The following is a 14,493-nucleotide window of genomic DNA, read 5'->3' on the forward strand; positions in this document are numbered from 1 at the left end:
GACCGGCGGGAGCCGTCCGCTCGGGGACGTACGGCCCCGAGCGGACACTGCTCACGGATCTGTGCACGGATCCGCCGGGCGCTCGACTGCCGTCCTGTGGCCACCGCCCCGGGCACCAGCTGCGGTTCACCGGCCTGCGCGGGTACGAGCGGCTGCCGCGTGGCGGCCGACGCCGCCGCGCTGGATCAGCCGGCGTCGCGGGTCGAGCAGGTCCCGCCGGTTCGTCCGTCTGTTCCGCCGACTGTCCGTGCCACCCGCCCGGGGCCGCCGCACCCCGCGCCCAGCCCGCCTGGTACCACTGCTTCCGTGGACCTCGACGACCGGCCGTCCTCCGCCGCTGCCTCCGTACTCGACCCCGGGCTCGCCGCGCTGCGTCCCCTCGGCGGGTTCTTCGTGCTGCGCACGGGTGCCCCGCCCGGCGCACCGCTGCCCACGCTCGCCGAGGCGTACGCCGTCCCGCGGGCCGAGTCCCGGGACGCCCTCGCCGACCGGGTCCGCACGGTGGCCGACGCCCTCGCCGCCCCCGAGGTGCGGGTGGCCGCGTCGGTGGCGCAGCAGGCGCTCGCGGCCCGGCTGTGGTCGGTCGCGCTGGGGTGTGCGGTCCGGTACGGGCGGCTGCCCGACCTCGATCCGCGTCTGCTGCGCTGGGACCCGGCCGGCAGCGCCCCCGACGATCTGTGGCTCACCACGGTGCGCCCCGGGGCGGAGGGCGGCGCTGAGGCCGTCGCCGAGGCGGTCCTGCACGGCCACCTCGAACCGCTGAACGCGGCCGTGCGCGCCCGGTACCGGCCGGCGTCCGGCCTGCTGTGGGGCAACGCCGCCTCGGCCCTGGCGGGAGCGGCGCGGCAGCTCGTCCGCCGGGCGGGCGAGCAGGGCCGCCCGGACACCGCCGAGCACGTCCGCGTGCTGGCGGCCCGGATCCTCGCCCACCCCTTGCTGGCCGGTACCGGCACCTTCTCCGGTCCCGGCTCGGTCACCGGTTTCCGCAGGCGCAGCTGCTGCCTGTACTACCGGATCCCCGGCGGTGGGTACTGCGGCGACTGCTGCTTCACCCGCCCTGCGCGCACTCCGGCTCCCTGAGCCCGTCCTGCCGTTGTCCTCACCCTCGTCCCCTCGATCGTTCACCCGGTCTCTTCGACCGGCGGCTTTCTCGCCGGCGTCTCGTGTGCACCTCCGCGCGCCCGCCGCCGCGCAGGCACCCCCGTCGCGGACGTCGCGGCGGGCTGAAGCCGCTTGCTCGCCGGCTGCCTCCGCACCCCGCTTTCGTCAGGTCCCTGGACGTGCGCCCGAATCCGTGCTGTCATCCCTGTGCTGCCCATGACAACGTTGTTTCACACTGGAACGAACAAACCCGCAACCGGGCAGCGCACACAAGCCGCCAGTTTCCTTCCCTCCAGGAGGATGCGTGCGCACGACCCGTCTCAGAGACCGGCTGGCGCTGCTGCTCGCCGGAGCGCTCGGTCTCGCCGCCTTCACCGCGGCACCCGCCGCCGGTGCCGACCCCGCCGACGACCCCGTGGAGGTGCACGGGCTGAAGGGCGAGTACTACACCCAGTCCGCCCCCGGCGCCTTCGACTTCCACGAGCTGAAGGCCACGGCCTTCGACCCCTCCCTCGACTTCGACAACCTCGAACCGCGCCTGGCCGCCACCACCGGGCAGTCCGACGACGTCAGCGTCCGCTGGACCGGCCGGCTCGTGCCCGAGAAGACCGGCGCCCACACCTTCTCCGTCTCCGCCGACAACGGCTTCCGTCTCTGGGTGGGCGGCTCGCTGGTCATCGACCACTGGGTCGACGACTGGGACGTGGAGCAGACCTCGGCCCCGGTGGAGCTGACCGCGGGACGGGCCTACGACATCAAGGTCGAGTACTTCGAGCACTACGGGGGCTCGAATCTGCACGTGCGCTGGACCGAGCCCGGCGGCAGCAAGGAGCCCGTCCCGCAGTCGGCGTTCCTGCTGCCCGAGGGCTACGCCTACGACGGCGCCGTCGCGGCCACCGTCCTCGCCGACGGCCGCACCCTGAAGCTCGACTTCGCGCAGAAGCTCGCCGCCCCGCCCGCCTCCCTCACCGGCCACCTGAACGCGGTGATCGGCGGCGCCGCCTGGCCGCTGGGCGGCGCACGCCTGGACGCCGACGACCCGCGTGCCGTGCTGGTGGAGCTGAAGGAGCCGGTGGTCGGCAACAAGACCGGCACCGCCCGCGGCACCGCCGACGTGCGCTACGACGGCCAGGGCGGTCTCGCCTCCGCCGACGGCCACACGGTCGGCGCCTTCTTCAGCAGCGGCCCCAACCACTCCACCTACGAGCTGCGCACCAAGTGGGCCGGCCAGGTCGGCCCGGACAACGCTTTGCCGGAGTACCCGCGCCCGCAGCTGACCCGCACCCAGTGGCAGAACCTCAACGGCCGCTGGCAGTTCGCCGCCGCCGAGGCCGGTGAACAGCCGCCGGTGGGCAAGAACCTGCCCGAGCGGATCCTCGTCCCGTACCCGGTGGAGTCCCAGCTCTCCGGGATCGAGCGGCACGAGGACCGCATGTGGTACCGGCGCACCTTCGCCGTCCCGGCCGACTGGAGGATCGGCCACGGCAAGCGGCTGCAGCTGAATTTCGGCGCGGTGGACTGGAAGGCCGAGGTCTACGTCAACGGCACCAAGGTGGCCGAACACCAGGGCGGCTACGACAAGTTCAGCGCCGACATCACCGACGCCCTCAAGCCCGGCCGCACCCAGGAGCTGATCGTCGGCGTCTACGACCCGACCGACGCCGCGGACGGGGAGAACCCGCCGCTGGGCAAGCAGCGCCTGGACCCGAGCGGCATCTGGTACACGCCCACCTCGGGCATCTGGCAGACGGTGTGGATGGAGCAGGTCGCCCCCGACCACGTGGGCTCCCTCAAGCTCGTCCCGGACGTCGCGCACGGCACGCTGAGCATCGAGGTCCAGGGCGTCCGCGACGGCGTCCCGGTCACGGCGACGGCGTACGACGGCAAGCGGAAGGCGGCCATGGTCCGCGGCCGCACCGGCGGCCCGCTGACCCTGACGATCCGCGACCCGCACCTGTGGTCGCCGGACGACCCCTTCCTGTACACCCTGAAGGTCCGCGTGGGCGCCGACGAGGTCGGCAGCTACTTCGGCATGCGCTCCGTCGCCGTGGAGAACGTGAACGGCGTGCCGCGCACCCTCCTCAACGGCAAGCCCGTCTTCATGATGGCCACCCTCGACCAGGGCTTCTGGCCCGACGGCCTGTACACCGCGCCCACGGACGAGGCCCTGGCCTACGACCTGAAGGTGCACAAGCAGCTCGGCTTCAACGCCGTGCGCAAGCACATCAAGATCGAGCCGGACCGCTGGTTCTACTGGGCCGACCGGCTGGGCCTGCTGGTGTGGCAGGACATCCCGTCGATGACCGCGGGCGTCACCCCGTCCGGCGCGGCCCGGGCCGAGTTCGAGCGGGAGATGAAGGAGATCATCGACGAGCACATCAGCAGCCCGTCGGTCGTCATGTGGGTCACCTTCAACGAGGGCTGGGGCCAGTACGACGAGGCCCGCATCGCCCAGCAGGCCAAGAGCTGGGACCCGAGCCGGCTGGTCAACGGCATGTCCGGCATCAACCTGGGCAACGACGGCGGCGCCGGCGACATCATCGACGAGCACGGCTACCCCTCGCCCGCCCTGCCGCCGAACCCGGACGGCAAGCGGGCCCTGGTCAGCGGCGAGTACGGCGGGCTGGGGCTCGCGGTGCCCGGGCACGCCTGGTCGGTGCAGCAGAGCTACGTCGACGTCGACCCGGCGACCTACACCGACGACTACCTGGCCAAGCTGGACGAGGTGCGGGCGCTGGTGTGCCGCGGCAGCAACGGCGCGGTCTACACCCAGATCAGCGACGTCGAGGGCGAGCTGAACGGTCTGCTCACCTACGACCGTGCGGTGCTCAAGCCGGACGTGGACCGGGTGCGGGCCGCCCAGCGGGCGCTGATCCGCGACGCGTCGCGCGCGACACCCGCGGGCTGCCCGGCCGCCTGACCCGTCGCATCCGCGTCAGGCAGGCGACGCCCGGTGACTGCGGCGCCCGCACGAGCGGGCCCGGCGCCCCTTCGGAGCGCCCGCCTGCCGCCCGGCGGGGGCGGTGGCCCCAGTCCGCGGCCACCGCTCCCGCCGGCGCATCCGCGTCGTACGGCACCACGCACCGGCCGGACACGTGCACCGGCCGGTGCGTCCGTTCGTGGAATCCGCGGCGGTGCGGCCGCGACCCGGAGACGGCCGGCCGGTCGCGGGCGTTGCGCCACCGGTGCCGAAGTGACCCTCGCTCCCGCTCCCCGCCCGGTGAGGCACTTAATCTGTAGTTAACTGAGCGTAGCCTGATCATACTTGACCGTAATCAGGTACGCGCGGTTGACTTCAGGTTCACCCCCGTCGATGCGAGGCAAGCCCTTGACCGCTGACCTGCTCGCTCCCCTCGACCTGGCGTTCTGGAACATCGAGTCCGCCGACCACCCCATGCACCTCGGCGCGCTCGGCGTCTTCGAGGGCCGGTCGCCCACCGCCGGGGCGCATGCGGCCGACCTGCTCGCCGCCCGGGCGGCGGCCGTGCCCGGGCTGCGCATGCGCATCCGCGACGTGTGGCGCCCCCTGGACCTGCGGCGGCCGCTCGTGCACGGCCTGCGCCGGCCGCTTGCGTTCGGTGGCGCGACCCGCGAGCCGGACCCGCGATTCGACCCGCTCGACCACGTCCGGCTGCACGCCCCGGTCACCGACTTCCACGCCGTGGCCGGACGCCTCATGCAGCGCCCCTTGGAGCGCAACCGCCCCCCGTGGGAGGCCCATGTGCTGCCCGGCGAGGACGGCGTCCGCTTCGCGGTGCTGTTCAAGTTCCACCACGCCCTCGCCGACGGCCTGCGCGCCCTGACCCTCGCCGCCGCCGTCCTCGACCCCGTCGACCTGCCCGAGCGCCGGCCCCGGCCGGCCGAGCCGCCCCGCGGTCTGCTGCCCGACGTGCGCAAGCTGCCGGGGAAGCTGCGCGGCGCCCTCTTCGACGTCGGGCGCGCCCTCGACATCGGCGCCTGCGTCGCCCGCTCCACCCTGGCCACCCGGCCCACCCCCGCGCTCACCGCGGAGCCCACCGGGACCCGCCGCACCGCCGGTGTCGTCCTCGACCTCGACGACGTGCACCTGATCCGCAAGGCCGTCGGCGGCACCGTCAACGACGTCCTGATCGCCCTGGTCGCCGGCGCCCTGCGCCGCTGGCTGGAGGAGCGCGGCGAACGCACCGACAAGGTCGCGCCGCGCGCCCTGATCCCGGTCGCCCGGCGCCGTCCGCGCACCGCCCGCCCGCAGGGCAACCGGCTCTCCGGCTACCTGATGGAACTGCCCGTCGGCGTCGCCGACCCGGTGCGCCGCCTGACCGCCGTGCGCACCGCCATGGACCGCAACAAGGACGCCGGCCCCCACCGCGGCGCCGGCGCGGTCGCCCTGCTCGCCGACCATGTGCCCGCCCTCGGCTACCGGCTGGGCGGGCCCCTCGTCGGCCAGGCCGCCCGCCTGTGGTTCGACATCCTGGTCACCAGCGTGCCGCTGCCCGGCTTCGGCCTGGCACTCGGCGGCCACCCCCTCACCGAGGTCTACCCCTTCGCCCCGCTGGCCCGCGGCCAGTCCCTGGCCGTCGCCGTCTCCACCTACCGCGGCCGGGTCCACTACGGGCTCGTCGCCGACGCCAAGGCCGTTCCCGACCTGGCCCGGCTCGCCCACGCCTTCCTCGAGGAGACCGAGACACTGATCACCGTCTGCGGCCCCTGAGCGGTCGCCGACCGCGGGCCCCGGCGCCTGAAGGCGTTTGGCGCGGCGTCGTGGCGCTGCCGTAAAATTCCCCGCTCGACAGCGTGCGCGAAGGACGCGCCGCGGCGACGAGCAGGGGAAACGGCAGCGCGATGACGGTGACAGACGACGGGTCGGCGGCCACGGACGAGGTGGCGTACGGGCCCGGTATCGATCCCGAGCGCCTCGCCGTGTGCCTGGACGTCATCAAGGAACTGGACCGGCTGGAGATCGATCACCCCGACGCCGTCACCGTGCGCCGGGCGACCTCGCACCTGTACCGCATGGTCAAGCAGCGCCGCCGCCAGGAGCGCCGCGCCGCCAAGACCGCGCACGACCGGGCGGTCACCGAGGCCACCGCGACCGGCTCCGCGCGGCGCATCGACGACGAGACCGCGGGCATCCTGCCGTCCTCCCAGGTCGAGCCGGGGAGGATCGCGGGGATACTCCAGCGCCCCCGCTCCTGCTACATCTGCAAGACCCGCTACGTCGAGGTCGACTGCTTCTACCACCAGCTGTGCCCGACGTGCGCCGCCGAGAACCGCGCCAAGCGGGACGCCCGCACCGACCTGACCGGCCGGCGCGCCCTGCTCACCGGCGGCCGCGCCAAGATCGGCATGTACATCGCGCTCCGGCTGCTGCGCGACGGCGCCCACACCACGATCACCACGCGGTTCCCCAACGACGCCATCCGCCGTTTCAAGGCCCAGCCCGACAGCGACGAATGGATCCACCGGCTGAAGATCGTCGGCATCGATCTGCGCGACCCCGCCCAGGTGGTCGCCCTCGCCGACTCCGTCGCCGCCGAGGGCCCGCTCGACATCCTGATCAACAACGCCGCCCAGACCGTGCGGCGCTCGCCGCAGGCCTACAGCGAACTGGTCGCCGCCGAGTCCGCGCCGCTGCCCGCCGGTGAGCTGCCCGCGGCCGAGGTCATCGGCACCTTCGGCTCCGGCGCGATCGCCGCGCTGCCGGGTGCCGCCTCCGGCGCGCTCAGCGGCCAGGACGTCACCGATCTGGCCCTGGTCTCCGGTTCGGCCGCCCCGGAGCGGATCGCGGCCGGCACCGCCATCGACGCCGGCGGCCTGGTGCCCGACCTGCACCACACCAACAGCTGGGTGCAGACGGTGGAGGAGGTCACGCCCGTGGAGCTGCTGGAGGTGCAGCTGTGCAACTCCACGGCGCCGTTCATCCTGATCAGCCGGCTGCGCGCGGCGATGGCCGCCTCCCCGGCCCGCCGCAAGTACATCGTGAACGTCTCCGCCATGGAGGGTGTCTTCGGGCGCGGCTACAAGGGCGCCGGCCATCCGCACACCAACATGGCCAAGGCCGCCCTGAACATGCTCACGCGCACCAGCGCCCAGGAGATGTTCGACACCGACCGCATCCTGATGACGGCGGTCGACACCGGCTGGATCACCGACGAGCGTCCGCACCCTGACAAGGTGCGCCTCGCCGAGGCCGGGTTCCACGCGCCGCTGGACCTGGTCGACGGCGCGGCCCGGGTGTACGACCCGATCGTGCGCGGCGAGGCCGGTGAGGACCTGTACGGCGTGTTCCTGAAGGACTACGCGCCCGGCAAATGGTGACCTGCCGGCGGGGGCCATCACGCGTCAGCGGGACCACGAGGGCGCCGGCTGCCCGCACACCGGCATGGCCGCGGCTCCCGCGGACGCGTGACCCTGTGTGAGGTTCCGGGCCGGCCGGGAGCGTGCTCACCGCGCGGCCTGCGGCCCGAGACCGGCGTCGTGTCCGCCGATCGGGTGAGAACACGCCGCAACTGCAGTGACACTGCGGGCGGATCGGCCCTTCTGTGCCGGTCCGACTCCAGATAGTTACCTGCTCTTCGCAGCGCTATCGAGCGCGGCCGCGCTCATTTGGTTAATCTGGGGTGGGCGGACAGCAGCAAAGGGTTCCCATCCACACCCGTGGTCCGTCCCGGGGAGAGCCGGTGCACAACGGCCTGTTCGCCCCAGTCGCCGGCGCCACCGCGTCCGACCAGCAGCCGACCCGACCCGAACGGACGCCAGGTGCCGCCGAGACGACTGGCGGCGAGCGCCCCAAGGGTGACCGACACATGAGGAGTGCGCGGTGACACCGGAGAAGACGAAGCACGACCAGCGTCCCAAGGAGACCACGGAGCGCCCGGGCCGGCGGCCCGGTGAGCTCGGCAGCCTCGACGTGTGGGCCCGCTCCGCCCCCATCCGTCTGGCAGGCTACGAGGACGACCTCGCCGAACCGCACATCCTGCAGAGCATCGACTGACCCTGCGGGCCTACTCCGCGACCGTCGGCGGCATGGGCGTGCGACACTCGCGCCCATGCCGAACGTGCTGATCAGACAGGCGACCGACGCAGACTGGCCGCGCATCTGGCCCATCTGGCACCGCATCGTCGCCGCCGGAGAGACCTACACCTGGGACCCGGACACCTCCGAGCAGGACGCCCGGGCCCTGTGGACGGGGCCCGGCAAGCGGGTCTTCGTCGCCGAGGACGACACCGGAGCGGTCCTCGGCACCGCATGTCTGAAGCCCAACTACGGTGGCCCAGCGGCCCGGATCGCCAACGCGGGTTTCATGGTGGACCCCGGCCGCCGCGGCCGGGGCGTCGGCCGTGCCCTCGCCGAGCACGTCCTCGACGCCGCCCGGGCCGACGGCTACCGCGCGATGGTCTTCAACGCCGTCGTGGAGACCAACCCGGCCGTGGCGCTGTGGACTTCTCTCGGTTTCCGGATCCTCGGCACGGTGCCGCGCGCCTTCGACCATCCCCGTCACGGCCCGGTCGGCCTGCACATCATGTACAAGGAACTCGTCCAGGCCATGCCTCGGCGCGGCGGCCGGGGCGGTGCGGGCGCCGTCGCCGCGTCAGGACAAGGACAGCGCACCCGTCACCACGGCCGCCGCGGCGGCGAGGGCCAGCCAGGCCGGCGGGACCGCGGCCCGTACCGGGTCCCCGGCGCGGCGGTGGGCGATGACGGCGCCGACGAGCAGAGCCACCAGCCCGACGGCCGCCGCGATGCCGAGCGGGCCCCACAGCAGACCCGCCAACAGGCCCACCACGGCGGCGGCTTCCAGGGCGCCGATGGCGCGGAAAGCGTTCTCCGAGCAGCCGAGACGGCGTGCGGCGGTCAGCGTCCATGGGGCGCGCAGGAGTTTGGCCGAGCCGGTGATGGCGAAGAGCGCCGCCAGGCCGATGGACAGGCCGGCGAAGGTGTAGTGCACGGCAACCGCCTCCTTCACGAAGCGACGAGGATCACGGCGCGCGGAGGCGGTCGGGCCGCCGTCCACGGCGAGGACGGCCCCGATGGCGCTGATGCGGCGGTTCGGGGCGAGGGACGTGCGGGTGTCGGCGATCTCGCGGACAGCCGCGGTCCGGCCGCACGGACACCGGCGGCGCGTGCACAGGACGGCCGGCGTGGCCCGGTGCCCCCAGGAGACATCGGTGACCGGAGCGCGCCGCCCGGCCGGCTGCGATTCCGCCGATGCGCCCGGAAGACCGGCCGGGCGTCACGGGCCGCGACGGGCCCGGAGTTCGCATTACAGAAGTCTCGATTCCCGTTATAGGCTCCACATAGCGGAAATCAAGGTTTCCGTTAAGATGTCCCGCATGGGAGACACGGAGGCTGCGACGAAACCTCGCGGACGCCCCTTCGACCCCGCCGTCGGCGAGGCCGCCCTGCGCGCCACCCGCACCCTGCTGGAGGAGCGGGGCTATGCGGGACTGCGCGTCGCCGACGTGGCGCGGCGTGCCGGCATCGGCCTGGGCGCCCTCTACCGCCGCTGGCCCGACAAGAACACGCTCGTGCTGGAGGCGCTGCGCGGCGCCGTCGCGGACCTGGACGTGCCGCCGACCGACGACCCCGTGGCCGATCTCCTGGCCGGGCTGGACGCACTGGCCGAGGCCCTGGCGGAACGCGGCAGGCCGCTTTTGGCGTCCGTGTTCTCCGACAGCGACCCCCAGGTGACCGAGGCCGTACGGGAGGCCAAGCTCGTCCCGCTGTGCCAGGGGCACCGCGACCGGCTGCGCCGGGTCGTGGGGGACGTGCCGGACCTGGAGGAACGCGCCGACGTCGGTCCCGCGCTGATCATCCTGCACCTGCTGCTGCACGGACGACCGCCCACCGCCCGGGAGATCCGCGACCGGATCGTGCCCCTCATACTCGGCGAGCAGGCTGCGCAGCCGTCCCACGGCTGACGCCGCGTCCGCAGCTGCCCCGCCGTACTCCTGGCGGGGTGTCACTTTGGGGCACAAGCCCCGAGACCGTCACGCCGTCCGGGCCGGGCCCGTGCTCTCCCGTTCGATCAGCCGTGGCACCGGCACCCGTACCGTCCGGGCCGGGCCGCCGTCCAGCAGGGCCGTCAGCTCGCAGGCGGCGGTGCGGCCGAACTCGGCACTGTCCCGGGACAGCGCGGACAGCCACGGTTTGACCATCCGGCACAGCGCCGAGTCCTCCCAGGACACCACCGACACATCCGCCGGCACGGAGAAGCCCAGCTCCGTGGCGGCGGCGACGCCCGCCAGGGCCATCACGTCGTTGTCGTAGATCAGTGCCGTCGGGGGAGCGGGGGAGGACAGCACCCGGCGGGTGACGGCGGCGCCCTCCGCGTCGGAGTAGTCGGTGGTCACCGATTCCACCCCGGTCAGCCCGCGCCGCTCGGCCTCGGCCCGCAGGGTGCGGATGCGCCGCTGGGTGTGGGCGAGACCGGCCAGGCCGGCGATGTGCGTGATGCGCCGGTGGCCGAGCCCGTACAGCTGCTCCACCACCGAGGCCATCGCGCCCGCGTCGTCCGCCCACACCGTGGACAGCCCCGGATGCCGGTCGTCGGGTGCGCCGCCGATCACCACGGCGGGCAGGCCCAGCTCGTCCAGCAGCGCCGGGCGCGGGTCCTCGGTCCTCGGGTCCACCACGAGCACGCCGTCCACCCGGTGCTCGGCCCACCACCTGCGGTAGACCGCGCACTCGTCGACGACGTCCTCCACCACCTGGAAGAGCAGACCCAGGTGACGTTCCGCCAGCACCTCCTGGATGCCGGAGACCAGCTGGAGGAAGAACGAGTCCACCCCGAGGGTGTGGGCCGGCCGGGCCAGCACGAAACCGATCGTGGCCGCGCCCTCGCCTGACAGTGCGCGGGCGGCCGTGCTGGGCCGCCAGCCCAGCTGCTCCGCGACCCGGCGCACCCGCTCGCGGGTGACCTCCGAGACACCCGGCCGGCCGTTGAGTGCGAAGGAGACAGCGCTCTCGGAGACACCGGCGCGGCGCGCGATGTCCTTCATGGTCGGACGGCGTGCCGGTGAGCGCTTGGCCGGCATGATCCCCCTCTTTCTCGGCGGCGATCGCTAAAGCGCTTGAGTGCCATGACCCTAAAGCGCATTAGTCAGCTTGGCAAGTCCTCCGCAGCATCTGCTCTGACCTGCATCGATGTAGGCCCCGTGGCCTTTCTTCCCACGAATGCATTGACTTTTCTCGAACACGGCGTGCATGGTCCTTTCCGACACCCCGCCGCCGACACCGCAAGGGAGCCGTGTCACCGTGCCCATGTCCCGCAGAACCCTCGCCGCCCTCGCCCTCGCCGCCCTCGTCCTGCCGCTGAGCGCCTGCGGTTCCGGGGGCGACGGCGGCGGCTCGGGCGACGCCTCCGGCAAGGTCGAGGGCGACATCACGTTCCAGACCTGGAATCTGCGCGCCAACTACAAGGACTACTTCGAGGACCTGATCGCCGACTTCGAGAAGAAGTACCCGGGCACCCATGTGAAGTGGGTGGACCAGCCGGCCGAGGGGTACGCCGACAAGATCAGCGCGGACGCCGCCGCCGGCACCCTGCCCGACGTGGTCAACGTCTCCCCGGACCTGCTCGCCCCGCTCGCCAAGGCGGGCCTGGCGACGGACCTGGACAAGGCCGCGGCCCAGTACGAGAAGGAGTACCTGCCCGGCGCCTGGGACGGCCAGCGGATACCGGGCCTGCCCGGCACCTACGCCTTCCCCTGGTACCTGAACACCGGGCCGATGTTCTACAACAAGGAGCTGTTCGAAAAGGCCGGGCTCGACCCGGACAAGCCGCCGACGACCTACGACGCCCTCTTCGCCGACGCCCTGCAGATGGCGAAGAAGAGCAAAGGCAAGGTCGCCACCCTCGGCAACGTCCCCACCATCGAGGACTTCGGCCGCTACGGCGCCTCGCTGATGAACAAGGACGGCACGGCCTTCACCTTCAACGACGCCAAGGGCGTCGAACTGCTCACCAAGTACAAGCAGCTGTACGACGCCAAGGCCCTCGACCCGCAGGCGCTGACCGCCACCCCGGAGTCCACGGGCAAGAAGTTCCTCACCGGTGCCGTCGCCATGAACCCCGGCAGCGCGCTGGACCTGGAGAACTTCAAGAAGCAGGCGCCGAGCCTGTACAAGAACATCGGCATCACCGACCAGATCACCAACACCGGCCACGTCAACATGTATGTGATGGGCCTGATGGTGAACGCCGGCACCAAGCACACGCCCGCCGCGATCGCCTTCGCGCACTTCGTCACCGACGCCGAGAACCAGATGGCGTTCGCCAAGAAGGTCGCCATCTTCCCCTCCACCGCCGGCTCGCTCGACGACCCGTACTTCACGAAGGAGGACGGCACCGACGTCACCCGCGTACGGGTCGCCGCCGCCAAGTCCCTGAAGACGGCCGTCAACTACACACCCGTCCTGTTCAGCGACCAGATGAAGACCGCCCTGCGCAACGAGGTCGCCAAGGCGCTGCAGGGCAAGGAGAGCCCCAAGGCGGCGCTCGACAACGCTGTCAAGGCCTGTGACCGGCTCCTGAAGCAGCAGGGATGACCCACCATGGCCTCCTCGACCGTCTCCCGGACGCACCCGCCGCGTCCGGCCGGGCGGCCCGCCGCACGCCCGGCCCGCCGGGTACGCCGCCATCTGCCCACCAGCCCCTGGCTGTTCGCCGCCCCCGGACTGCTGGTCACCGCCGTCTTCGTGCTGTACCCGTTCGTCTCCACGGTGATCGACGCCTTCACCGACCGCCGCACCCTGGTGCCGGGACACTTCGTCGGGCTCGCCAACTTCCGCGAGCTGCTCCACGACGACATGTTCTGGACCGGCCTGCGCAACAGCGTGCTCTACGTCGCCGGCACCGTCCCGGCCCTCGTGGTGCTGCCGCTGCTGCTCGCCCTGCTGGTGCGCAAGAACATCCCCGGCATCACCTTCTTCCGGTCCGCCTTCTACACCCCGGTCGTGGCCTCGATCGTCGTGGTCGGTCTGATCTGGGTGTGGCTGCTGGACGAGCGCGGCCTGGTGAACTCCCTGCTTCAGACCATCGGGGTGGGACGGATCGGCTTCCTCAGCGACCAGTGGCTGCTCCTGGTGAGCGCCATGGCCGTGACGGTCTGGAAGGGCCTGGGCTACTACATGATCATCTATCTCGCCGCCCTCGCCGGCGTGCCGCGCGAGCTGCACGAGGCCGCCGCCGTGGACGGTGCGGGGGCCGTGCGCCGCTTCCTGACCGTCACCGTGCCCGCCGTCCGCTCCACCATGATCCTGGTCGCCGCGCTGTCCTCGGTCGCCGCTTTCAAGGTGTTCTCCGAGGTGTACCTGATGGCCGGACCCGACGGCGGACCGGCCGGCGAGGACACCACCCTGGTGATGCTGGTGCAGCGCACCGGCACCGGGCTGACCGGCCGGGTCGGCTACGCCTCCGCCATCTCCCTCGTCGTCTTCGCCGTCACCGTGATCCTCATGCTGCTCGTCCTGCGCGCCGACCGCAGGGAGGACGTGTGAGCCTCACCGAGAACACCCCGCGCACCGGCCGCCCGGCGACGCCCGCGCGCCGGCTCCGCTTCACCGACGAGCACGGCCGCCGCATCCGCACCTGGGAACTCCTGCTGCGCTATGTGCTGCTGCTCGCCGTCCTCGCGCTGACCGTCGGCCCCTTCCTGTGGCAGCTGTCCACCTCGCTCAAGGGCCCCACCGAGGACATCTTCAGCTCCCCGCCGGCATTCCTCCCGAGCCACCCCACCCTGCACAACTACGCACGGGTCGCCGACACCATCCCCGTCTGGGACTACGCCCTGAACTCGCTGAAGGTCGCCGCCGCCAACGTCGTCACCAACTGCACCGGCTCCGCCCTCGCCGGCTACGCCCTGGCCCGGCTGCGCTACCGCGGACGGCGGGCCGCCACCCTGGTCTTCGTCCTGGCGATGCTGGTGCCCGCCGAGTCGATCATCATCGCCCAGTTCACCACCATGCGGGAACTCGGCCTGAACAACACCCTCGTCGGTGTCGTCCTGCCCGGCAGTGTGGCCGCCATGAACGTGCTGCTGATGCGCAACGCCTTCCTCAACCTGCCCTACGAGATCGAGGAGGCCGCCTACGTCGACGGCGCCAACGCGTGGCAGCGCTTCCTCAGGATCGCGCTGCCGTCGGTCAAGGGCACCCTCGCCGTCGTCGCGATCTTCGCCTTCATGGGTGCCTGGGACGACTTCCTGTGGCCGCTCATCGTGCTCAGCGACCCGTCCAAGTTCACCCTGACCATCGGCCTGAACTATCTCCACGGCACCTTCGCCGACGACGAACGCCTCGTCGCCGCCGGCACGATCATCTCCGTCGCGCCGCTGATCGTCCTCTTCGCCTGCCTGCAGCGGTACTTCTTCCGCGGCGTGGGCGAAGGCGCCGTCAAGGGCTGACCCCCA

General features: G+C 72.4%; 11 protein-coding genes and 1 pseudogene. 10 read left to right on the forward strand and 2 right to left on the reverse strand.

Annotated elements, in window-relative coordinates; translation table 11 throughout:
* Nucleotides 1-306: 306 nt before the first annotated feature.
* From IE286_RS14370 to IE286_RS14395, 6 genes and pseudogenes are all read left to right on the forward strand, one after another.
* Nucleotides 307-1,080, forward strand: coding sequence for a (2Fe-2S)-binding protein (locus IE286_RS14370; RefSeq protein ID WP_189797083.1), 774 nt, complete (start codon nt 307-309; stop codon nt 1,078-1,080).
* A 325-nt stretch (nt 1,081-1,405) separates the two neighbouring features.
* Entirely contained in the window at nt 1,406-4,021 is a 2,616-nt protein-coding gene (locus tag IE286_RS14375) for a PA14 domain-containing protein (RefSeq protein WP_189797084.1), read from the forward strand.
* 408 nt (nt 4,022-4,429) lie between these two features.
* On the forward strand, nt 4,430-5,791 hold the full coding sequence (locus IE286_RS14380; RefSeq protein ID WP_189797085.1) for a wax ester/triacylglycerol synthase family O-acyltransferase: 1,362 nt from the start codon (nt 4,430-4,432) through the stop codon (nt 5,789-5,791).
* 131 nt (nt 5,792-5,922) lie between these two features.
* Complete coding sequence (locus tag IE286_RS14385; protein ID WP_189797086.1) at nt 5,923-7,398, forward strand: SDR family NAD(P)-dependent oxidoreductase; 1,476 nt, start codon at nt 5,923-5,925, stop codon at nt 7,396-7,398.
* Nucleotides 7,399-7,900: 502 nt separating this feature from the next.
* Nucleotides 7,901-8,074: a hypothetical protein gene (locus tag IE286_RS14390; RefSeq protein WP_189797087.1), complete on the forward strand. Its 174-nt coding sequence runs from the start codon at nt 7,901-7,903 to the stop codon at nt 8,072-8,074.
* Nucleotides 8,075-8,138: 64 nt separating this feature from the next.
* Nucleotides 8,139-8,618, forward strand: a pseudogene (locus IE286_RS14395) (GNAT family N-acetyltransferase); the annotation flags it as partial.
* 54 nt (nt 8,619-8,672) lie between these two features.
* On the opposite strand, the gene IE286_RS14400 reads toward IE286_RS14395, so the two are convergent.
* Entirely contained in the window at nt 8,673-9,029 is a 357-nt protein-coding gene (locus tag IE286_RS14400; protein WP_189797088.1) for a DoxX family protein, read from the reverse strand.
* A gap of 385 nt (nt 9,030-9,414) precedes the next feature.
* On the opposite strand from IE286_RS14400, the gene IE286_RS14405 reads away from it, so the two are divergent.
* Nucleotides 9,415-10,002: a TetR/AcrR family transcriptional regulator gene (locus tag IE286_RS14405; RefSeq protein WP_189797089.1), complete on the forward strand. Its 588-nt coding sequence runs from the start codon at nt 9,415-9,417 to the stop codon at nt 10,000-10,002.
* Between the two features lie 69 nt (nt 10,003-10,071).
* On the opposite strand, the gene IE286_RS14410 is transcribed toward IE286_RS14405, so the two are convergent.
* Nucleotides 10,072-11,118, reverse strand: coding sequence for a LacI family DNA-binding transcriptional regulator (locus IE286_RS14410; RefSeq protein WP_189797090.1), 1,047 nt, complete (start codon nt 11,116-11,118; stop codon nt 10,072-10,074).
* A 220-nt stretch (nt 11,119-11,338) separates the two neighbouring features.
* Between IE286_RS14410 and IE286_RS14415 the strand changes: the two genes are divergently transcribed.
* The 3 genes from IE286_RS14415 to IE286_RS14425 are packed head-to-tail and all read left to right on the forward strand — an operon-like array spanning nt 11,339 to nt 14,487.
* Nucleotides 11,339-12,631, forward strand: coding sequence for an extracellular solute-binding protein (locus tag IE286_RS14415; protein WP_189797091.1), 1,293 nt, complete (start codon nt 11,339-11,341; stop codon nt 12,629-12,631).
* A 6-nt stretch (nt 12,632-12,637) separates the two neighbouring features.
* Nucleotides 12,638-13,582, forward strand: a complete 945-nt coding sequence (locus tag IE286_RS14420; RefSeq protein WP_189797092.1) for a carbohydrate ABC transporter permease — start codon at nt 12,638-12,640, stop codon at nt 13,580-13,582.
* Nucleotides 13,579-14,487, forward strand: a complete 909-nt coding sequence (locus IE286_RS14425; RefSeq protein ID WP_189797093.1) for a carbohydrate ABC transporter permease — start codon at nt 13,579-13,581, stop codon at nt 14,485-14,487. Before IE286_RS14420 ends, IE286_RS14425 begins: the two co-directional genes overlap by 4 nt.
* Nucleotides 14,488-14,493: the final 6 nt, after the last annotated feature.

Source organism: Streptomyces thermodiastaticus (assembly GCF_014656135.1).
Taxonomy (GTDB): Bacteria; Actinomycetota; Actinomycetes; order Streptomycetales; family Streptomycetaceae; genus Streptomyces; species Streptomyces thermodiastaticus.

Coding starts and splice junctions, on each gene's coding strand:
- IE286_RS14410 (WP_189797090.1), bottom strand. CDS start 11,118: ATGCCGGCCAAGCGCTCACCGGCACGCCGTCCGACCATGAAGGACATC.
- IE286_RS14385 (WP_189797086.1), top strand. CDS start 5,923: ATGACGGTGACAGACGACGGGTCGGCGGCCACGGACGAGGTGGCGTAC.
- IE286_RS14420 (WP_189797092.1), top strand. CDS start 12,638: ATGGCCTCCTCGACCGTCTCCCGGACGCACCCGCCGCGTCCGGCCGGG.
- IE286_RS14405 (WP_189797089.1), top strand. CDS start 9,415: ATGGGAGACACGGAGGCTGCGACGAAACCTCGCGGACGCCCCTTCGAC.